The 19,694-nt window shown below is 72.7% G+C and carries 14 protein-coding genes; 7 read left to right on the top strand and 7 right to left on the bottom strand.

The genetic code is table 11. The features are described from left to right. Positions 1 to 62 precede the first annotated feature (62 nt). The 6 genes from ACIA8N_RS33035 to ACIA8N_RS33010 all read left to right on the top strand — a co-directional run bounded on the left by ACIA8N_RS33035 (position 63) and on the right by ACIA8N_RS33010 (position 9,115). Positions 63 to 1,460 carry a glycosyltransferase family 87 protein gene (locus ACIA8N_RS33035; RefSeq protein WP_365786448.1) on the top strand — a complete coding sequence of 466 codons (1,398 nt, stop codon included), beginning with the start codon at positions 63 to 65 and terminating at the stop codon, positions 1,458 to 1,460. Positions 1,461 to 1,563: 103 nt separating this feature from the next. Then, positions 1,564 to 4,140 (top strand): S8 family serine peptidase, encoded by a 2,577-nt coding sequence (locus ACIA8N_RS33030; protein ID WP_399416857.1) that lies wholly within the window; start codon positions 1,564 to 1,566, stop codon positions 4,138 to 4,140. Next, positions 4,137 to 7,022 (top strand): FG-GAP-like repeat-containing protein, encoded by a 2,886-nt coding sequence (locus ACIA8N_RS33025; protein ID WP_365786451.1) that lies wholly within the window; start codon positions 4,137 to 4,139, stop codon positions 7,020 to 7,022. Before ACIA8N_RS33030 ends, ACIA8N_RS33025 begins: the two co-directional genes overlap by 4 nt. Before the next feature lie 133 nt (positions 7,023 to 7,155). Next, entirely contained in the window at positions 7,156 to 7,596 is a 441-nt protein-coding gene (locus ACIA8N_RS33020; RefSeq protein WP_365786453.1) for a DUF6325 family protein, read from the top strand. Between the two features lie 17 nt (positions 7,597 to 7,613). Continuing rightward, on the top strand, positions 7,614 to 7,961 hold the full coding sequence (locus ACIA8N_RS33015; protein WP_365786455.1) for an SHOCT domain-containing protein: 348 nt from the start codon (positions 7,614 to 7,616) through the stop codon (positions 7,959 to 7,961). A gap of 134 nt (positions 7,962 to 8,095) precedes the next feature. Beyond that, positions 8,096 to 9,115, top strand: coding sequence for a TIGR00341 family protein (locus tag ACIA8N_RS33010; protein ID WP_365786457.1), 1,020 nt, complete (start codon positions 8,096 to 8,098; stop codon positions 9,113 to 9,115). A 22-nt stretch (positions 9,116 to 9,137) separates the two neighbouring features. On the opposite strand, the gene ACIA8N_RS33005 is transcribed toward ACIA8N_RS33010, so the two are convergent. From ACIA8N_RS33005 to ACIA8N_RS32975, 7 genes are all read right to left on the bottom strand, one after another. Further along, positions 9,138 to 10,460: a hypothetical protein gene (locus ACIA8N_RS33005; protein ID WP_365786459.1), complete on the bottom strand. Its 1,323-nt coding sequence runs from the start codon at positions 10,458 to 10,460 to the stop codon at positions 9,138 to 9,140. A 79-nt stretch (positions 10,461 to 10,539) separates the two neighbouring features. Further along, the gene (locus ACIA8N_RS33000) at positions 10,540 to 11,412 is read right to left on the bottom strand and encodes a YhjD/YihY/BrkB family envelope integrity protein (RefSeq protein ID WP_365786461.1); all 873 of its coding nucleotides are present in this window, start codon (positions 11,410 to 11,412) and stop codon (positions 10,540 to 10,542) included. A 149-nt stretch (positions 11,413 to 11,561) separates the two neighbouring features. Beyond that, complete coding sequence (locus ACIA8N_RS32995; protein ID WP_365786463.1) at positions 11,562 to 12,272, bottom strand: hypothetical protein; 711 nt, start codon at positions 12,270 to 12,272, stop codon at positions 11,562 to 11,564. Beyond that, complete coding sequence (locus ACIA8N_RS32990) at positions 12,269 to 12,886, bottom strand: hypothetical protein (RefSeq protein ID WP_365786465.1); 618 nt, start codon at positions 12,884 to 12,886, stop codon at positions 12,269 to 12,271. The genes ACIA8N_RS32995 and ACIA8N_RS32990 overlap by 4 nt, the downstream gene beginning before the upstream one ends. A gap of 94 nt (positions 12,887 to 12,980) precedes the next feature. Next, positions 12,981 to 14,267 (bottom strand): RHS repeat-associated core domain-containing protein, encoded by a 1,287-nt coding sequence (locus ACIA8N_RS32985; RefSeq protein WP_365786467.1) that lies wholly within the window; start codon positions 14,265 to 14,267, stop codon positions 12,981 to 12,983. Positions 14,268 to 14,297: 30 nt separating this feature from the next. After that, entirely contained in the window at positions 14,298 to 15,764 is a 1,467-nt protein-coding gene (locus tag ACIA8N_RS32980; protein ID WP_365786469.1) for an ornithine decarboxylase, read from the bottom strand. A gap of 104 nt (positions 15,765 to 15,868) precedes the next feature. Further along, positions 15,869 to 18,109, bottom strand: coding sequence for a glycoside hydrolase family 9 protein (locus ACIA8N_RS32975; RefSeq protein WP_365781210.1), 2,241 nt, complete (start codon positions 18,107 to 18,109; stop codon positions 15,869 to 15,871). Between the two features lie 364 nt (positions 18,110 to 18,473). Between ACIA8N_RS32975 and ACIA8N_RS32970 the strand changes: the two genes are divergently transcribed. After that, positions 18,474 to 19,610, top strand: a complete 1,137-nt coding sequence (locus tag ACIA8N_RS32970) for a cellulose binding domain-containing protein (protein ID WP_365781209.1) — start codon at positions 18,474 to 18,476, stop codon at positions 19,608 to 19,610. Positions 19,611 to 19,694: the final 84 nt, after the last annotated feature.

Genomic DNA, 19,694 nt, shown 5'->3' with positions numbered 1-19,694 from the left:
TCCGGTGCCAGGCTGCGCCCATGTCCACCCGTGCCCGCCCGCTCCGGTGCCAGGCTGCGCCCATGTCCACCCGTGCCCGCCCGCTCCTCGTCACCGCGCTGCCGCTCGCCGCCCTGACCGCCGCGCTCGCCGTCCTGTTGGCCGGGAGCACGCTTGGCGTGCGGTTCCTGGCCGGATACGCGGGATGCTGGGCGCTGTTCGCGGCGGCGGTGCTCGCCCTGCGCCGGGTCCCCGGGCGTGCGGTCGTCCCGCTGGTTCTCGCGGGGGCGGTCGCCGTCACCGCCACCGGCCTGGTCGCCGGGCCCCGTACGAGCACGGACTCGTACCGGTACGCGTGGGACGGCAGGGTGCAGGCGGCCGGCGTCTCCCCGTACGACCACCCGCCGGCGGACCCGGCCCTCGCGGGGCTGCGCGACGGGTGGCTGTTCCCCGGCCCCGCCGACTGCGCGGACGGTCGCGACCTGGCGCCGCTGGGCGGCGGCGGGTGCACCCGCGTCAACCGGCCTTCCGTGCACACGATCTACCCGCCGACCGCCGAAGGCTGGTTCCTCCTGGTCCACGCCCTGGCCCCGGCCGACGCCCGCCACAAGGCGTTCCAGACCGGCGCCGCCGTCCTCTCGCTCGCGGTGACCGTCCTGCTGGTCGCCGTGCTGCGCCGCCGGGGGGATCCGTGGCGGGCCGCCCTCTGGGCCTGGTGCCCGGCCGTCCCCGTGGAGGCCGTCAACAACGCCCATGTCGACGTCCTGGCGGTGCTGTTCTCCGTCGCCGCCCTCGCCGTCGTCTCCCGACGGCGGATCACCGGCGGCGTCCTGCTCGGCCTCGCCGTCGCGGCGAAACTGCTGCCGGCCGTCCTGCTGCCCGGCGCGCTGTCCGGCGTACGGAGGCCCCGGACGGCCCTGGCAATCCTGGTGCCGACGGCGGCGACGGTCGCGCTCCTGTACCTGCCGTACGTCCTGTGGTCAGACGCCTCCGTCCTCGGCTACCTGGGCGGTTACGCACGGGAGGAGGGTTACGACGACGCCTCGTCCGGGGGCCGGTACGCCCTGCTCCGGCTCGTCCTCCCGGAGGCGTGGGCTCCGGCGGCGCTGGTGCTCGTCCTGGCGGCGGTCGCCGTGGCCGTCTGGTGGTACGGCGATCCCGACCGCCCGTGGAGCGGGGCTCTGACCACGACCGGGACCGCGTTCCTGCTCCTGACCCCCGGGTACTCCTGGTACGCGCTGCTGATCGTCGCCCTGGTCGCCCTGGACGGCCGATGGGAGTGGCTGGGCGTCGCCCTCGCAGGCGCGGTCGCCTACCTCGCGGGCCCGACGGTGGGCTACGGGGCCGCGACCGGCGCGTACGCCGTCGCCGCGGTCGGGGTGGCCGTCGGGGCGGCATGGCGGCGACGACGGGGCCGGACGGCACCGCGCGTCCCCTCGCCCGGCGTACCGGAGTCGCCGAGTCCAGTAATGGGCGAGTAACGCGGGCTTCCTACAGTCCCCGGGTATCGGAAGGCTCCGGGCGCCCGCAGGGGGCGGCGGGCCGACCGCGTTCCTTCCCCCGGAATCACACAGGAGCCCGCCCATGCACCCCCCTGTCAGCTCAGCGCGGCCACGCACCGCACGGCTCGTCCGGGCAGCGGCCGTCACCGCGGCATGCGCCCTGGCGTCCCTCGCTATGGTGCCGCCCTCTCAGGCCACCGCCGTCCAGGCCGGGTCGGCCCAGGCCGTCTCCGCCGACGCGAAGATCGACGCCGCGGTCCGCGCCGCCGTCGGGAACAGCAGCGGCGCCACCTTCTTCGTCGTCCTGGCCGACCGCGCCGACCTGTCGCGGGCGAGCGGGGCACGGGGTGACAAGGGCCGTGCCAAGGCGGCGTTCGCGACGCTGCGGTCGCACGCCGGCACCAGCCAGAAGTCCCTGCGCGCGATGCTCGACAGGGACAAGGTCGGCTACGAGTCGTTCTGGATCACCAACGCGCTGAAGGTGACCGGCGACGCCGGTCTGGTCGAGAAGCTGGCGGCCCGCTCCGACGTCGCCCGCATCGTGGCGGAGCAGACGTACGCCGTCGACACCGACGCCACGTCCCAGGCCGCGGACGCCACGGCCGTCACCGCCGACACCACGGCGGAGTCGGCCGAGTGGGGCGTCAAGGACATCAGGGCCGACCAGGTCTGGTCCCAGTACGGCACCCGCGGCGAGGGCGTCGTCATCGCCAACATCGACACCGGCGTGCAGGGCAACCACCCGGCCCTCAAGACGAACTACCGCGGCTGGAACGGTACGTCCGCCGACGACGACTACAACTTCTTCGACGCCACCGGCCAGTGCTCCGGCACGAGCCCCTGCGACGACAACGGCCACGGCACCCACACCATGGGCACCATGGCCGGCGGCGGCGGCATCGGCGTCGCGCCCGGCGCGCGCTGGATCGCGGCGAAGGGCTGCGAGGCCCGCTCCTGCTCCGACTCCAGCCTGCTCGCCGCGGGCCAGTGGATCCTCGCCCCGACCGACAGCCACGGCCAGAATCCCCGGCCCGAGATGGCCCCGGACATCGTCAACAACTCGTGGGGCGGTGGGAACACCACCTTCTACGCGGACATCGTCGCCGCCTGGCGGGCGGCCGGCATCTTCGAGACCTTCTCCGCCGGGAACGACGGCGACGGCGTGACGTGCAGCACCGCCAAGGCCCCCGGCACCCAGGCCGGTTCCTACGGCGTCGGCGCCTACGCCGCCACCGGCGCCATCGCCTCCTTCTCCGGCTTCGGCCCGTCGCTCGTCGACGGCTCGGCCAAGCCGAACATCTCCGCCCCCGGCGTCGACATCCGCTCCGCCTGGCCGGGCAGCGGCTACCGGCTCAGCAGCGGTACGTCGATGGCCGCGCCGCACGTCGCCGGCGCCGCCGCCCTGCTGTGGTCGGCCGCCCCTTCCCTCGCCGGGAACCTCGACGCGACCCGGGCGGTCCTGGACGGCAGCGCCCGTGACGTCGACGACACCCACTGCGGCGGCACCGCCGCCATGAACAACGTGTGGGGCGAGGGCAAGCTCGACGTCTTCGCCGCCGTGGACGCCGCCCCGCACACCTCCGCGATCGTCACCGGCGCCCTGACGGACTCCGCGACGGGCGGCACGCTGGCCGGCGTCACCGTCACGGCGAAGAACGCGGAGATCTCCCGCACCACCGTGACCGGTGCGGACGGCTCCTACCGCCTCACCCTGCCGCCCGGCTCGTACACGCTCACCGCGACCGGCTACGGCTACCACGGCGGCACGGCCGCACTCACCCTGGAGGAGGGGAGGACGACCGACGGCTCGCTCACCCTCGCCCCGGTTCCCCACCACCCCGTGACCGGCACCGTCCTGGACGCCCAGGGCAGCCCGCTCGCCGGTGTGACGGTCCGCCTGACGGACGCCCCCGTCGCCGCGGTCACCACCGCCGCCGACGGCACCTTCGCCCTGCCCGACGTCGCCGAGGGCACCTTCTCGCTCACCGCGACCCCGGCCGTGCCCGCCCTCTGCAACGGCGCCCACGCCGACTCGCTCGGCGTCGACGGGGCCGAGGCCCTGACGGTCCGGCTGCCGGCCCGTACGGACGCCTCCGGCTCCATGAGCTGCGCCCCCGCCCCGTACGCCTGGGTCAAGGGCAAGACCTCCGTCCCGCTCTCGGGTGACGAGGACGCGACCACGGTCCAGCTCCCCTTCCCCGTCTCCTTCTACGGCGTCACGTACTCCAGCCTGAACGTCACGAGCAACGGCCTGGTCAACTTCCTCGCCCCGCGCCTCGGCGACTACGCCAACACCGACCTCCCGGCCGCCGCGCAGCCCAACGGCGTCATCGCCGCCTACTGGGACGACCTGCTGCTCGACCGCGCCTCCGCCGTGACCACGGCCGTGACCGGCAGGACCGGCAGCCGGGTCTTCGCCCTCTCGTGGGAGAACGCGGCGCTCGCCGCCACCCCCTCCGTACGCGTCAGCTTCCAGGTCCTCCTCCACGAGGCCACCGGCGCGATCACCGTCCAGCACAAGGACGTCGCCCCCGGCGGTGCCTCGGCCACCGTCGGTGTCGAGAACCAGTCCGGCACCGACGGCCTCGCCTACCTCCACGACCAGAACGTGCTGAAGAGCGGCACCGCCATCCGCTTCACCCAGGGGAGCACCCGATGAACTCCACCTCCCGCCGGGCCGTACGGCTCGCCTCGGCCCTCGTCGCCACCGGTCTCGCGCTGACCTGCGCACCGGCCGTCCACGCCGAGGACGGCCAGGGAATCCTGGTCCTCACCCAGGAGCAGGCCGAAGTCCTGCAGAAGCAGGCCCGGTTCGACCCGTACGCCACCGCCGACACCGCCCCCACCGGGGAGACCGCGCCCGAAGAGGGCGAAACGACGGACGGGGGCGACGCGACGGCCGAGGACGGCACGGCCGCCACCGGCAGCCTGAAGATCACCGAGACGAGCTCCATGGAGAGCGTCCGCGGCACCGGTGACACCGTCGCCCTCGACGGCACGGACGGCGACTACCTCGCGATCAACAGCCTGGGCGTGATCCAGCGTCTCGACCGCGACGGCGACACCGTGTGGACCCGCTCCAACTCCTCGTACTACGAGGACGACTGGAGCATCACTCCGATCCGCCCCTGGCAGACCCAGGACTTCCCCGCCCGTGTCGTCATGGGCTACAACGCCGTCAGCCCGTTCACCCCCGCCTCCGACCTGGGCTACTCCACCGGCGACCTGACCGGTGACGGCGTCGCCGACCTCGCCGTCTCGCTCGGCGTCGGCGAGAACCCGTACCGGCCGTTCACCAGCCCCGGCAGCACGCTCCAGTACGGCACGTTCGTCTCCGTCCTCGACGGCGCCACCGGCAGAACCCTGTGGACCAGGCTGTACGCCCGTGCCGGCGCAGTCCACCTCCAGGGCGACACCCTGATCGTCGCGGACTCCCCCGGCTCCAACACCAGCTCCCCCGCCGCCGCCACCACGACCCTCCAGGCCGTCCGCTTCACGAAGGGCGCCGACGGCACCCTGACGGCGGCCGACGCCTGGACGTACGACACGGGCGTGGGCGACAACGGCGCCTGGGGCGGTCTCCAGGAACTCCCCGGAAACCTGCTCGCCGTCTCCCACAACGCGCGCAAGACGCCCGGCGTCCCCGGCCTCGGCCAGACCCTCGTCCTCGACGTCACCGACGGCTCGGTGCGCTGGAAGCGGGACAGCCCGCTCTACTCCCGCCAGCTGCGGCACGACGCCGGCCGCGACCGCGTCGTCGCCGTGGAGCAGTCCGACCACACCGACGGCGTCCGCTACGAGGTCGTCGCGTACGACGTCACCACCGGCACCCGGACCGTCCTGGACTCCCGGATCAACGCGCTGCCGCTCGCCCTCACCGTGGGCGACCTGCGCGGCGGCAAGCAGGCCGAGTACGTCGTCAGCGAGTCCACGCTCGACGCCGGTCTCTTCCTGAACAGCAGCAGCGTGCGCGCCCTCGACGGCGAGGCCGGCACCCCGCAGCTGTGGTCCCACACCCTCAAGCGGGCCGCCGCGAGCGGTGACACGGTCGGCATCTGGGGCGTGGAGGTCGTCGACGGGAAGGTCGTCCTCAACATCCAGGACGACAGCGGCAGGGGCACCAGCGAGAACCGCTCCGGGACCCGCTTCGCCCGCGTCGCGGCCCTCGACGGACGCTCCGGCGCGGTTCGCTGGCTCCACCAGGGCCTCGTGGGGTCCGGGATGACCTCCCAGCTGTGGAAGGACCGGGGCGGCGCCTGGCGGGTACGCACCGTCGACGGCCAGCAGAACATCCTCGACTACCGGCTGCGCGACGGCGCCGTGGCGTCCGTGACGCCGCTGCGCGGCGACGTCGCCTTCGCCCGGGCGACCGACGTCGACGGCGACGGCAGGAAGGACCTCGTCATGGGCGGCGAGTCGCGCGGCCTGTGGGCGTACGACGGCCCGTCCCTCACGAGCGGACAGCCGAAGCTGCTGTGGAAGGCCACGCTCCCCGGCGCCGTCCACGGCATCGAGTTCATGGACGCCGACGGAGACGGCCGCGACGAGCTGCTCATCGCCGCCGACACCGCCGCCGTCGTCGTGAACAGCGCCGACGGAAGCATCCGTACGACCGTCGACAGCGCGGGCCGGTACGTCCACACCGTCACCGGCGCGGACCTGGACGGCGACGGCAAGGACGAGATCGTCGTCCCGACCGACCAGGTACGGGCCTACGACGCGGCGGGCAGCCCCCTGTGGGCGTACGCGGCGGACGCCTCCGACGTGGTGTTCTCCAACGCCGTCGTCACCGACGGCCGCGTGCACGTCCAGTGGAACTCACGCGGGTCGCTCGGCGTCGCCGCGCCGTCCATCGACGGCGTCGCCCTCGACACGCGCACCGGCACGGAGCTGTGGCGGGCCAGGCCGACCAGCCCGGTGGCGGGAAGCCGGCTCTGGGCGGCGGGACTGCGCAACGCCGTCTTCGCCTCCCCCGACATCCCCTACGCCGACGGGCACGCGGTCGTCCACACGTGGTTCAGCCGTGACAACGTCTCCTGGCCGATGATCACCGAGATCCGTGACGGCCGCACCGGCGAGGTGCTCAGGACGACCGTCGGCGGCACGTTCCTGCTGCACGGCAACTTCTTCACCGCTCCCGGCACGCTGTTCGAGGCCGGCAAGGCGAGCGTCCGCGCGTGGACGGCCGGACAGGACCACAGGGTGAACACGCTCCCCACCATCGACATGGGCGGTCTGATGACGGGCCCCGACGGCCGGCGTCTCCTCATCGGCTCCGGCCAGGACGGTGCCGCCTTCCTGTGGGAGCCCACGATGCCCACCGCCGGAACGAACTACGCGCCCGTACTGGCGCGCTTCGCCCCGACGGGCGCCGAGCGGGCCCTGACGGCAGACCTCGACGGTGACCAGGTCGACGAGATCGTCGCCCTGGCCCCCGACCACATCGGCTACGACCGCGTGGCCGAACTGTCCGGAGGCGGCCTCTACCTCAACAACAACTCCACGCACGTGGTGGCGGTGGGCAAGCTCACCACCGGCTGAACGCACCGTGGTGCCCCGGTCCTCCGGGGCACCACGGCGGCTCCGTTCCGGGGCCGAGCCGAGATGCGGCCGGGGCATGAGCCTTTAGGATCTTCCTGAATGGACAAATCCTCTTTTGTGGAGGTTCTACCGCATGCCCACTGCTCTCCACGCCGATCGTGTCGGTCCGGTGGACGTCGCCGTCGTCGCCTTCGAAGGCAACCGGTTCAACGGCAAGATCGCCCCTGCCCTGAGAGACCTCCAGGAGGCGGGCACCGTCCGGGTGCTCGACCTGACCTTCGTCCGCAAGGGCTCCGACGGTTCGGTCACGGTCGTCGAACTCGGCGACGCAGAACTCGCCGAGGACTTCGAGCGGGTGGCCGAGACTCCCTTCGACCTGCTCAGCGACGAGGACCTGCAGACCGTCGCCGACGGCCTGCCGCCGAACTCTTCGGCGGTCATCATCGCCTGGGAGAACTCCTGGGCCGCCCGTCTGGCCGACGCGATCGCGGATTCCGACGGGCGCCTGGTGCTCCTGGAGCGCATCCCCGCGGAAGACGTCGAGCGGGCCGTCGCGGTCCTCGACGAGAACTGACGGAGAGAGGGACGATCATGCCGCTTCCCCGACGGATGGGACGACCCGGCCTGCTGGGCACGATGGCGCGCACGGCCGTGATCACCGGTACGGCCACCGCGGTGTCCAACCGCATGCAGCGGGGCGCAGCCGAGCGTCAACAGCAGCAGCAGCTCGCGGCGCAGGCCCAGGAGCAGGCGCTCGTCGACCAGGCCGCCGCACGCGCGGCGACCCGGACGGCCCCGCCGGCCCCGGCACCGGCGGCCCCGGCACCGGCCGCCACGGACCGGGTCGCGCAGCTCACGGCGCTCGCCGAACTCAAGGCCCAGGGGCTGCTGACGGACGCGGAGTTCGCGGCCGAGAAGGCGCGCGTACTGAACTCCTGACGGCCTAGGGGGTGTCTCGCCGATCATGCCTGGCTCGCGGGGTCCGGCCTGATCGGCAAGACACCCCCTCGGACAGGACGGGACCCGGACCCCAGGTCTCGGGTTCCCGGCCTCGAAGGACGGCGAGACGACACATGACAGGTGTGGACGCGAGCGCGGCGCGGCGCATGGCCGACGCGCTCTTCATCGAGCGGGCGTGGCGCAGCCGCAGTTCGACCCGGTTCTGGGTCCTGCTGGTCCTGGCGTCGGTCATCGCCGGTGCCGGCGTCGTGGGCGACTCGACGGCGACGGTGATCGGCGCGATGATCGTCGCCCCTCTGATGACCCCCATCCTCGGCAGCGCGCTGGCGCTGGTGCTCGCCGACCGCGCGCACCTGGTACGCAGCGCGCTCCTCGTCCTCGGCGGTGCCGCGGCGGTCGTCCTCATCGGGATGCTGCTCGGGTGGATCGTCTCCCCGCCGGACGCCTTCGCGTCCAACAGCCAGGTGGCGTCCCGAATCAGCCCCCGGCTCATCGATCTGCTCGCCGCGCTGGCCACGGGCACCGTCGGGGCGTTCGCCCTCGTGCGGACGGACATCTCCGACACGCTGCCCGGCGTCGCGATCGCCATCTCCCTCGTCCCGCCGCTCGCCGTGACCGGTCTGCTGATCACGGCCCACCGCTACCACGACGCGGGCGAGTCGGCGCTGCTGTTCGCGACCAACGTGGCCGCCATCGTCGCCACCGGGACCGTCGTCTTCCTGGCCTACGGCGTCCGTGCGGGGGCGGCGGAGGCGGGCATGGCGGTGGGCCGGTTCCGCGGCACGACCCTCGCCGCCGTCTCCGCCGTCGTCCTGCTCATCGCGGTGCCGCTGACCACGGGCACGGTGGCGGTCGCCCGCGACCGCGCGCTCGCGGCGGACGCGCGGCCCGTCGCCGAGCGGTGGGCCGCAGACAGGAGCTGGCAGATCGCGTCGGTCGAGGCCCGCAACGGCATCGTGGTGGTCGGCGTCCTCGGGCTGCCGCCGCAGCCCGCCCCCACGGCCCTGCGCGCCGCCCTCGACCGCAACGGCATGCGCGACGCCGACCTCGAACTCCACCTGGTCGGCGGCCGGACCCACTGGTGCCCGGCGGACGCGGCCACCTGCACGACCCGCGAGTCCGGCCGCAGCTGATGCGGCCGGGGGCCGGACGCGTTCACACCGGGGGCGCCACGCTCTCCGGGGGAGCCTCCTCGTCGGACGCCGCCCCTCCCGCGCCCAGGAACTCCACCACCGCGAGCGCGAGGAGCAGGGCGAGGGCCAGGCCGACGACCACCCAGCCGGTGGGGTAGGACCAGAGGAGGTAGACGACCAGCGCCACCACGACCAGCGCCCACACGATCCAGGTGCGGTACCGGCGGACGAACGGGCCCACCGGCCCCGTGCGCAGGCCGGCGCGGTCGGCGGTGGAGCGGACGGCGCCGATGCCCGAGGTCCACAGGCCCCTGACGAGACCGGCGCGCCGGCCCGGCCCGGTGAGCCAGGCCGCGAGGGCGACGACGACTCCCAGGGCGACGACCATCCTGACCATGGTCTGGAGCAGATGGGTCATGGTGTCGTACACCGCTCCGGCCGCCTCCGGGGAGACTCCGGCGGGCAGCGCGTCGAGGTAGATCGTCCGGAAGATCCGCAGCCCGATGCCGAGCAGTCCCGTCGTGACGGCCACCGCCAGTGCGCCGGTCACGAGGGCCCTGCGTCGCCGCTGCGAGAGAAGGACACCGCCGGCGACCAGGAGGACGGCGAGCACCGGCAGCCAGTTGCCGAGGATCTGCAGGAGCCGTACGTAGGTCTTGACCTTGCCGATGTCGTCGGACCGTACGAGCGTGAAGTCCGTGTGGATCTCCGGGATCCGTCCGGCGACCTGCATCCCCTCGTCCACGAGACGCTGCTTCACGAGCTCGACGACGGGGCCGAGGTCGAGGGTGACCGTGTCGTTCTCCAGCCGCACCGCGCCGCCGCCGCTGCCGGTGAGGGCCTTGTTCACGGAGGCGTGGATCTTGCGGTTGGCCTCCGTCCAGATGGTCTCGAAGGCGTCCGAGGCGGCGATGGCCCGCGCCTTGTCGTGGACGAAGCTGCGGACCGCGCCTTCCAGGGAGTCGCCCAGCTTCCCCAGCGCCTTCTCCAGGCGCGGCCGTTCCTCCGGAGCGGCGTCGGACAGCAGGGTCGACAGGTCGAGGCGCGTCATGAGCGCGTCGGTGACCCTGTTGGCGACGGCGTCCTGGACGGCGGGGTCCGAGGCCAGCGGGGCCACGGTCGCCACATAGCGGTCGGTGTCGCCCACCTCGTCCGCCGCCCAGGCGGAGACGACGCCGAGGGGCGCGAGCACACAGCCGAGGATGATCAGTACGGCGGCCAGGAGGGACCTCATGCGGTGCTTCGGCGGCCGCCTGCGTTCCGCTTCGAGCGTCGCCACCCGGCTGCGGAGTTCCTGGAGCTCGTCTCGCCCACCGTGCCGCGCGGCCGATCCTTCGTCCGACACCGGAGCCTCCTCGTTCGGAATGGTCGCTCTGCGTCCCAGCCGACCCGCATTCGCCCGCGTGCGCGAGCAGGGTGACCCTTTAGAGGGACGGCTCGGCGTCGCTCCCGTCAGGGGGCACGGCGCGCCCGACCCTTCCCACGTACCTGTTCAGCGGCGGCTCGTCGGCGAGCACCGCGCCGATGGTCACCGCGAACGTGATGGCGCCGCACACGGCGATCAGCCAGGACAGCACGACGAGAACGAGGCCGAGGGATCCGTACTCCTCCATGGCCCTGTTGAGCGCCGTCGGCATGTAGATCCGGGCGGTCAGGCCGAGCACGCTGGTGGCGGCGGCGGCGAGCACCGCGCCCGGCAGCAGCGCGGGCCAGGGGACGCGTTTGGCCAGGAGCAGGTGCTGGGTCCAGAGCCACACGCCCGTACCCAGCAGGAAGTAGAGCGCCGTGCCGACGAGGGCACCGGCGCCGAAGCCGTTCCGGATCGGGCCCTGCAGCACGACGACCACCAGCATCGCCAGGAGCCACACGACCCAGCGCCAGGCCGCGATGGTCGACTTGGCCCTGGGCAGCCCCCAGGCCCGCTCGCAGACCCGGGACATGGCCCGGCTGAAGCTCGTGGCCGACACCAGCGCCACCACCGCGCCGACGATGCCGGTCGTCTCCCGCAGCGCCTCGTCGGCCGAGCCGTACAGCACCTGCTGCAGCTCGTGGTCGGGCTCCCCGCTGAGCCCGAACATGGCGCGCAGGGATTCCCTGAGCTGGTCACGCACGCCGAGCGGGGCGAAGGCCGCCACGGCGAAGAGCAGGGGGACGGAGGCCAGGAAGGCCTGCGCGGCGAGCCTGGTCCCCGCGTCGAGGAGGTTCGATGACAGCAGCCGGGCCGTGAGCTCGGTGAGAACGGGGAAGCGTCGCTCGGCACCGGTACGCAGGTGCTCCAGCCGCTTCTTCCACTCCATGCAGTCCGTCGCCGCCTCCGCCGCCGGGCCCCGGCCAGGCCCGTTTCGTGAAGTATCGGCGTCTCGACACGTCGGCGCGATTCGAAGGACCTGGCGGCGTACCGGTGCGGGGGGCCACGACACCTGCCGTGCCGCCGCCGTCGACCGGGTCAGGCGCCGAGCAGCGCCTCGCCGCCCGGCCCCATGTCGACGACGGCGTCCTTCGGGGGCGTCGCCGCCTTCACCGGCTGGTCGTACCGATCGAAGGAGATGCTGATCTCGGAGCCGCGGAGCGCTCCTTCCATGGACCGGAGGTAGGGCGGCCCCTCGGCGGCCACGTACATGGTGAGGCCTTCGTTCCCTTCGGGGCCCCGCAGCGGGATGAGCCGTTCGCCGTCCCGCTCGACGACGGGCCCCTGCTGGACGCCCGCCCCGTTGCGGGGAAGGGTCGACAGCGCCTTGTCGAGGTCGCACTGATCCTTGAGCGCGGCGGAGACGGCGGGAATCCTCAGGTACTTGCCGCGTGCGCGGGCCGTACGCTCCTCCGCGGGCGCCGCGGCTCCGGGGCCGCGGCGGGCGGCCGCCGCCCGCATCTCCGCGAAAGCGGTGTCGGTGTAGCGGACGTACGACGTGCTCTCTCCGGCGATCCTGATGATCTCCCCGCGCTGCATGGGTCCCAGGTCGAAGGTGCCCGTGCAGTTGCCGTCCCTGTCGGCGTGCACGGAGATCGCGGATCGCCCGTCGGGTGTCCGGATCGTCATGGTCAGGCGCATCGCGTCCGTGTCGCGGAGCAGGTCGAACGCCGACTGCGCCGTTCGCTCCCCCGAGGCGGGTACGGCGGTGGACGGGCTGGGGGACGGCCTGTCAGCCGCAACCCTCACGGCTGGGACCGGATCACCGCGACGCAGCACAGTGCCGCGAGCGCCAGGCTCGCCGCCGCCGGGCCCGCGAGGGCCGCCGTGGCTGAGGCGGGAAGGACGCGGTCGGTCGGGGGCACGGCGTCCTCCGGGTCGAAGACCATCGTGAGGTGCCGGCCGGGACGGGCGTCGGCGCCGCAGCCGCGCCAGGCCTCGGTCGCGACCGGGGTGCCGTCGAGGAGCCGTACCGAGCAGGAGTTCTTGACGTAGTTCCGTCCTTCGTAGCGGTGGACGTGGACCTCGGTCACCACCACCGTGCGGCTCTCGCCGCGCGCCGCCAGGACGGCGTCCGCGGTCTGGCCGGGTATCCACCAGGCGAGGATCCCGCCGAGCAGGGCTGTCGCGCCGACCAGGACGCGTCCCGCGTTCGTCGCGAAGAGGTATCCGGCGGAGGCCAGGGCCACGACGACCCCGGCCACCGTGCCGACGGTGTCGAAACCGGTCAGCACACCCGCCACCGCGGCGCCCGCGACCAGGCCGGCCGTCGCGACGCCCACGACGACGCCCTCCACCAGCCGGGCGGGCGGCCGTCCGGAGAGGTTCGCCGGGCCCCACAGGAAAGCCCCGTCGTAGGACATGCTGCTCCATTCGCCGTTCAGGATCGTGCGGAGAGGGTGCCGCCCGGGGTGCGGGTGCCGGTCGGGCCGGCGCCCGCACCCCGGGCGGCTGGCATCATGTCACCGTCCGCTGCCTCCGTAGACGGTGGTGAAGCTGGTTCCTGCGCCCCCGTCGAGGATGGTCACCAAGGCGGCGCCGACGCCGACGGTGTACACGGGATCGCCGTGCTGTTGACCACCCACGGATTGCTGAAGTCCGTCGGGAAGGACCATTCGTCCGCGGAGTTGACCGCCCGGCTGTACGAGCCGTGGATGCCCAGCAGCGGGCCGGCGCTCCGCCGATTCCGGCACAGATGCCGGTGCTGCCGCCGTCGCTGCCGCCCTGGGTGAAGCCGGTCAGCAGCGTGTGGGCCATGCCGCCGAGGAAGTTCTCCCAGACCGGGATCGGCTTCGGGGCCGGGGCCGGGGCCGGGGCCTCGGCGGGTTCGTCGCTCTCCGTGGACGGGGTGTCGTCCGTGGTGAGCTGCCAGCCGTTGCCCCATTCGCCCGGACCCGACGGCGTCTCGACCTCGTCGTGGTTCATCCGGGGACAGGTGAAGCTGTTGTACCCCATGCAGTCCGGCTCGTGGCCGTCGAGCTCCACCCGGCCGACCGGGTTGCCGCCGGTGAAGGCGTACCGGTTGCCGGTCAGCGGGTCGGCGCCGAGCCGCATGTCGGCGAGCGCGCCGTTGTACATGTCCCGGGTGGTGAAGCGGTTGAGCTCCGGCTTGTAGTCGCGGAAGCCCATGTCGTACGTGCCCGAGGAGACGTCCCACCGCTTGGCGTTGTAGCGGTACGGGTTGAACCCGTCCTTGGCCGGGTCGTCCGGGTCGGCCTTCTCGCGGCCGGTGAACTCGGCCGCCTCGTCCTTGCCGTAGGCGGTGTACCCGTAGGTCGCCGAGGTGTCGCCCGCCGTCGTGGTGACGGTCTCGACGTCGCCGCGCGCGTTGTAGCCGTACACGCCCAGCTCCGGGGTGGTTCCCGGGTTCCTGAGCTGGGACAGCCGCTCGCCCCACGGCGAGTACTGGTACGAGGCGGTGACCGCTCCCGCGACCTCCTCGCTCAGGACCTCGGCCGACAGACCGAGGTAGTTGAACGTGGTGGTCTTCCCGCCGCCGGTCTTGCTGGTCGTGCGGTCGAACGGGTCGAAGGCGTACTGAGTGACCGACTGGCCGCCGTCGCCGGTGAGCCGGGGCGTCTGGACCACGTGGTCGAAGCCGTCGTAGGTGTTGCGCTCCACGACCTTGCCACCGCCGGTGACGGTTTCGAGCCGGCCGAAGGCGTCGTAGTTGCAGCTCGCGACCGCTCCGGAGACCGTCGCCGACAGCAGCCGGTCACGGTCGTAGGTGAAGCTGGACGACACCCCCGTGCGGCCGGCCGATCCGCCGGTGACTCAGTCCTCGGTCGTCACCCGCACGCTCTTGACCTCGGTGTCGACCGCGTCCGGTACGACCATGCCGGCGTCCGCGCCGCTGCGGAGGTACCCCAGCACCGCCGCGTTGAGCTTCTCCCCGGGGAGGGCCGCCGGGATACCGGGCGGGTAGGGCGTGAGCATCTCGGCGCTGACGCGGCCTACGGCCTTCTCCCACGGCACCTGCTCGGTCCGCCCGAAGAAAGCGTCGCGCGGCAGCATGACCTGCTCAAGGCGGAGTTCCGCCGGGTCGGGGACCTGCGGCCGGGGCGCGGGGCTCAGTTCGCCGGCGTGCCGGGCCACGTCGCTCAGCGCCTCGACGAGCGCGTCGGCGGTGTCGGCCTCGTCCGCGTGCGTGAGCTGGGCACTCGCGCGCCGGTGGTCGGACAGGTGCAGGTCGATCCGGTGGTGGGCGCGGATCCAGTCGGCGATCCGGTAGCCGGTGGTGCCGAGTGCGCTGACGTCGACGATGACCTGCAGGGGGTCGAGGTCGGCCGCACGTCCGGGCCCGCAGAAGTCGTCGCGCCCGTGGACGTGCAGTCCCTCGATCTCGGCGATCCGTGCCCGTACGGACTTGGCCAGGGCGAGGGCGTCGTCGTACAGGGCGTGCCCGTGCTGGACCATCTGACGGCGCCAGCCGTCGAGAGCCGCGTAGACGAGCACGGACGGGCTGGTGGTCCCGAGCAGGTCCTCGCGGTTCTTGAGGACCTCGGGCCGGATCAGGTCGCCCTGGAGGTGGAAGACCGAGCTCTGTTCGAGGCCCGAGCCCATCTTGTGCACGGATGTGACGCAGACGTCCGCGCCGGCGTCCATGGCCCAGGTCGGCAGGTCCGGGTGGAACGGCAGGTGCGCTCCCCACGCCTCGTCGACGATGAGGGGCACGCCGTGCTCGTGGCACGCCTCTGCGATGGCGGACAGGGCGGCGCAGGTGCCGTACGGCGTGGGCGTCGTGACCAGGGCTCCCCTCGCGTCGGGGTGCTCGGCGAGCGCGGCCCGGAAGGCGTCGGCGGACGGCGGGTGCGCGAGGAGGCGCTCCGCGTCCCACTGGGGGTCCACCCAGACCGGCACGATCCCGGCGAGGACGAGGCCCGACACCACCGACTTGTGCGCGTCGCGTCCCACGACGAGCTTCTCGTGGGGTCCGGCCACGGACAGCATGGCGGCCTTGACCGAGAGCGAGCTGCCGCAGGTCGAGAAGAAGGTGTGCTCCGCGCCGACGGCGTCCGCCATGAGTTCCTGGGCCTCGGCGACCACGCCTTGGGACGAGGTCCGGTCGTCGAGGCCGCTGGTGGCGAGGACGTCGGACCGGAACACGCCGTCACCGAGGATCTCCCGCACGCGGGGGTCCGCGCCTCGTCCCTGCTTGTGGCCGGGCGGCGTGAAGGGGGTCCGGCGCTTCGCGTGGTACGCGGCCAGCGCGTCGAGCACGGGTGCCTGTGAGTGATCCATGACCTGCGCGTGCCCGCCAGAACGGGACAAAAACCCCAAGGGTCGACACGAGGCCGCGCGGCGCCCCCCGGCGCCGCGCGGCCTCGTCCTGGTGTCGAGCGTCGTCAGCGCTGGTCGGCCACGAAGGAGGCCATCCAGGTGAGCGCGGAGTTCCAGTTGATGGTGAGTTCGTTGGTGGACCACGACTGGATGTCGTCGATGAAGCAGAACTGCCCGGTGCAGCCCTGCAGTTTGCTCTGCGCGAGCGGGTCCTGGATGCTCGAGTTAGGGCCGCCGGACAGTGAGCCGACGGGCGGGCGGGGCAGCTTCGGGTCGAGCTGGCGGGCGTACCAGCGGCTGTGCTGGTTCTCCGCGCTGACCTCGCCGTAGCCGGTGACGTACGAGATGTTCAGGGCGTTGCGGCCCAGGACGTAGTCCATGCTCTGGACGGCCCCGTCCCGGTACTTCGCGCCGCCGGTGATGTCGTAGGCGGTGGCCAGGACGACGGCGTTGTTGAGCATCTGGTGGGTGGAGCCCCAGTCGTACTTGTGACCCGCGGGGGCGTACGGCATGCCGTACGGGTGGGCCTTCAGCGTGGCCAGGTAGCGGTCGGCCCCCTCGCGTACGGACTGGCGGACCTTGTCGCGGCCGGGCAGCCGGTTCGGGACGGTGGCGAGGTCGAGCCGGGCGGGGACGGCCGCGCCCGCCCAGTCGAAGCTGATCGGCTTGAAGATGTCGGCGCTGTGGACCGGGGACTTCAGGATGTGGTCCTCGAACTCCTTGGCGCCCGTGGTCAGGTACAGCTCGGTGGCCGCCCAGTAGAACTCGTCGCTGACGTCACGGTCGGCGTAGGTGCCGCCACCGATGCCGTCGCTCTCGGAGGCGAGGACGTCGGGGTGGGCGAGGGCCGAGGCCCAGGCCTTGCGAGCCGCGGCGAGCGCGGTGGCGGCGAACCGGGTGTCGTACGGCTTGTACAGGCGGGCGGCCTGGGCGGCGGTCGCCGCGAGGTTCAGGGTGGCCGCGGTGGTCGGCGGGTGCAGTTCGCGCTTCTGCGGGTCGGCGGAGGGCATCAGAGGCAGGCCGGTCCACTGCTCGTCGTGGATCTTGTGGTGGGCCATGCCGGCGAGCGGCTTGCCGTCCGGCACCTGCATCTTGAGCAGGAACTCCAGCTCCCAGCGGGCCTCGTCGAGGATGTCGGGGACCTTGTTGCCGCTCTCGGGGATGTCCAGCGAGCCGTCGCCCAGCTTCTCGGCCTGCCCGGTGCGGGCGAACTTGGCGCGCTCGTAGGTGCTGAGGAGCTGCCAGACGGAGATGCCGCCGTTGACGACGTACTTGCCGTGGTCGCCGGCGTCGTACCAGCCGCCGGTGACGTCGAGCGTGTAGTCGCAGACGCCGGGCTGGCAGGGCACGTTCCCGTCGCCCTGGTTGGGGGCGATGTCGACGTGACCGGCCTCGCGGCCGTACCCGGGCCGCAGGTCGTCGCGGATCGGGGTCCCGCTGCGCTGGGTGTAGTAGAACTTCGCGGCGTCCAGGCGCAGTTTCTCGTACGCGGCCGTGCCGATGTCGAAGGGCCGGCTGGTCTCACCGTCGGCGACCAGGGTGAGGCCCGTCCCCGCGGTGCGGTGGTCGCTGAAGTGGATCGAGTGGACGTTCTGTCCCGAGGAGGGGTCCACGCCGCGGGGGACGCTCCAGCCGCGGGCGACGACGGTGCCGGAGGCGTTCTTCAGCTGCCACGGCTGCCGCACGGTCGCGTCGGTGACGAGAGTGGCGTTCTTGGGTCCGCCCGGCAGGTAGCCGACCTGGTTGACCCGGACCCGGGGGCCGGTGTCGGGTTCGTACCGCTCCGGCGGTACCCCGCCCAGCAGGGACACGTCGTCCAGACAGAAGCGCCAGGGGTCGGCGGCGCCTCCGAGCTGGAAGGCGACCTGCCCCTGGGTGGTGTCGACGGGAGAGGCGAAGGTGTAGGTGTACGTGTTCCCGGAGACGCTCAGCTGCGGCGTGACCTCGTGGTAGGCGTCGTACGGCGAGACCTGGAGGCCCACGACGGCACGGACGGAGTTGCCCTCCGGGGTGCCGGTCGCGCTGAAGCTGAACCGGTAGGACTCACCCTTGACGAGCGTGAGGTCGTTCTGGCCGACGCCGGCGTCCCAGCGGTTCACCGTGCCGCCCGGCACGTCGGCGCAGACCCTGCCGTCGGACAGCCCCAGGGTGACGTTGTCCGACCACCACCCGTCGGTGGTGGTGTCGAAGGTGCCGTTCCTGATCTGCTCGACCTCGTCCGCCCCGGCGGGGCCCGCGGGAACCGCGGTGAGACCCGCCGCCAGCAGGGCGGTCAGGGAGAGCAGGGCCGTTCTGCGTCTGTTCACGTCTGGGCTCCTCGGTGGGGACGAGCGGCTCGTCGATATGGGAGCGCTCCCATATCGACGGGGGCCATATTCGCGGCACCGGCGCGGTGACGTCAACGACCCGGACAGGATGCGATGACCGAGGCGCCACCTTGCGGCGGGACACGACCGGAACGGACCCCGCCGCGATGGGTTGTCAGGTACACCCTCAGCTCCTACAGTGCACCGAGCCGGCAGTGGGAGCGCTCCCAAAAGGCCCGTGACGTTCCCCGCCCGCTGCACCGCTCACCGCGCGGCCCCTCCGGTCACCCCGCCGAGGGCCCGCTCAACACCCTTCCCTCACCTCTTCAATCACTTCTTCGATCATTCCTTGAGAGAGGCCCGCATGCGAGCGTCACCGCACCGTCTCAGCACCCCGCGCGGCATGCTCGCCGCGTTGCTCGTCGCCCTCGCCACCGTCGCGGCACTCATGACCACCGCACCGGCGGCCCGGGCCGACACGCTCATCTGCGAGCAGTACGGCTCGACCACGATCCAGGGCCGGTACGTGGTCCAGAACAACCGCTGGGGCACCGGTGCCGCCCAGTGCGTCACCGCCACCGACACCGGCTTCCGGGTGACCCGGGCCGACGGCGCCGTGCCCACCAACGGCGCCCCGAAGTCGTACCCCTCGGTCTTCAACGGCTGCCACTACACGAACTGTTCACCGGGGACCAAGCTCCCCGCCCAGGTCAGCGGCATCGCCACGGCGCCGAGCAGCATCTCGTACGGCTACGTCGGCGACGCGACGTACAACGCCTCGTACGACATCTGGCTGGACCCCACGCCCAGGACCGACGGGGTGAACCGGACCGAGATCATGATCTGGTTCAACAAGGTCGGCCCGATCCAGCCGATCGGTTCACAGGTCGGCACCGCCACCGTCGGCGGGCGCGGCTGGCAGGTGTGGACGGGCAGCAACGGCTCCAACGACGTCATCTCCTTCGTCGCCCCGTCGGCCATCGCCGGCTGGGACTTCGACGTCATGGACTTCGTCCGGGAGACCGTCTCGCGCGGCATGGCCCAGAACAACTGGTACCTGACGAGCGTCCAGGCCGGGTTCGAGCCGTGGCAGAACGGCGCCGGGCTGACCGTGAACTCCTTCTCCTCCACCGTGAACCTCGGCGCCCCCGGCACCGGCGAGCCGGGCCCCGGCGAACCCGGGCCGGCGACCGCCTGCAAGGTGACGTACGCGCCGAACGTCTGGACCGGCGGGTTCACGGCCGAAGTCACCGTCGCCAACACCGGTTCGACCGCGGTCGACAACTGGACGCTGTCCTTCGTCCTGCCCTCCGGGCAGCGCATCACCCAGGCGTGGAACGCCACCGTCCCCACGGCCTCCGGGACCGTGACGGCGACCGGGCTCGCGCACAACGCGCGGATCGCGGCCGGAGCCAGTCAGACGTTCGGCTTCCAGGGCACGTACAGCGGCGCGTTCGCCGCGCCGTCCGGGTTCAGCCTCAACGGCACCGCCTGCGCGTGACCTGATCCGAGGCCGGTCGGCGCCGCGCCTCCCCCGATCGCCTCGCCCCTCCGGCGGAGCCCGTCCCCGGAAGGGCGAGGCGCA

Origin of the sequence: Streptomyces sp. NPDC051822 (assembly GCF_044452745.1) — a bacterium.
In the GTDB taxonomy this organism is placed as follows: Bacteria; Actinomycetota; Actinomycetes; order Streptomycetales; family Streptomycetaceae; genus Streptomyces.
The sequence above is the reverse complement of the archived record's forward strand: the minus strand, read 5'-3'. Positions and strand labels throughout refer to the sequence as shown.

What these genes read in the sequence shown, in the direction of transcription:
- ACIA8N_RS32970 (WP_365781209.1), top strand. Translation starts at nt 18,474, where the DNA reads ATGCGAGCGTCACCGCACCGTCTCAGCACCCCGCGCGGCATGCTCGCC.
- ACIA8N_RS33030 (WP_399416857.1), top strand. Translation starts at nt 1,564, where the DNA reads ATGCACCCCCCTGTCAGCTCAGCGCGGCCACGCACCGCACGGCTCGTC.
- ACIA8N_RS32980 (WP_365786469.1), bottom strand. Translation starts at nt 15,764, where the DNA reads ATGGATCACTCACAGGCACCCGTGCTCGACGCGCTGGCCGCGTACCAC.
- ACIA8N_RS33035 (WP_365786448.1), top strand. Translation starts at nt 63, where the DNA reads ATGTCCACCCGTGCCCGCCCGCTCCTCGTCACCGCGCTGCCGCTCGCC.
- ACIA8N_RS33000 (WP_365786461.1), bottom strand. Translation starts at nt 11,412, where the DNA reads ATGGAGTGGAAGAAGCGGCTGGAGCACCTGCGTACCGGTGCCGAGCGA.
- ACIA8N_RS32990 (WP_365786465.1), bottom strand. Translation starts at nt 12,886, where the DNA reads ATGTCCTACGACGGGGCTTTCCTGTGGGGCCCGGCGAACCTCTCCGGA.
- ACIA8N_RS33010 (WP_365786457.1), top strand. Translation starts at nt 8,096, where the DNA reads ATGACAGGTGTGGACGCGAGCGCGGCGCGGCGCATGGCCGACGCGCTC.
- ACIA8N_RS33025 (WP_365786451.1), top strand. Translation starts at nt 4,137, where the DNA reads ATGAACTCCACCTCCCGCCGGGCCGTACGGCTCGCCTCGGCCCTCGTC.
- ACIA8N_RS33020 (WP_365786453.1), top strand. Translation starts at nt 7,156, where the DNA reads ATGCCCACTGCTCTCCACGCCGATCGTGTCGGTCCGGTGGACGTCGCC.
- ACIA8N_RS33015 (WP_365786455.1), top strand. Translation starts at nt 7,614, where the DNA reads ATGCCGCTTCCCCGACGGATGGGACGACCCGGCCTGCTGGGCACGATG.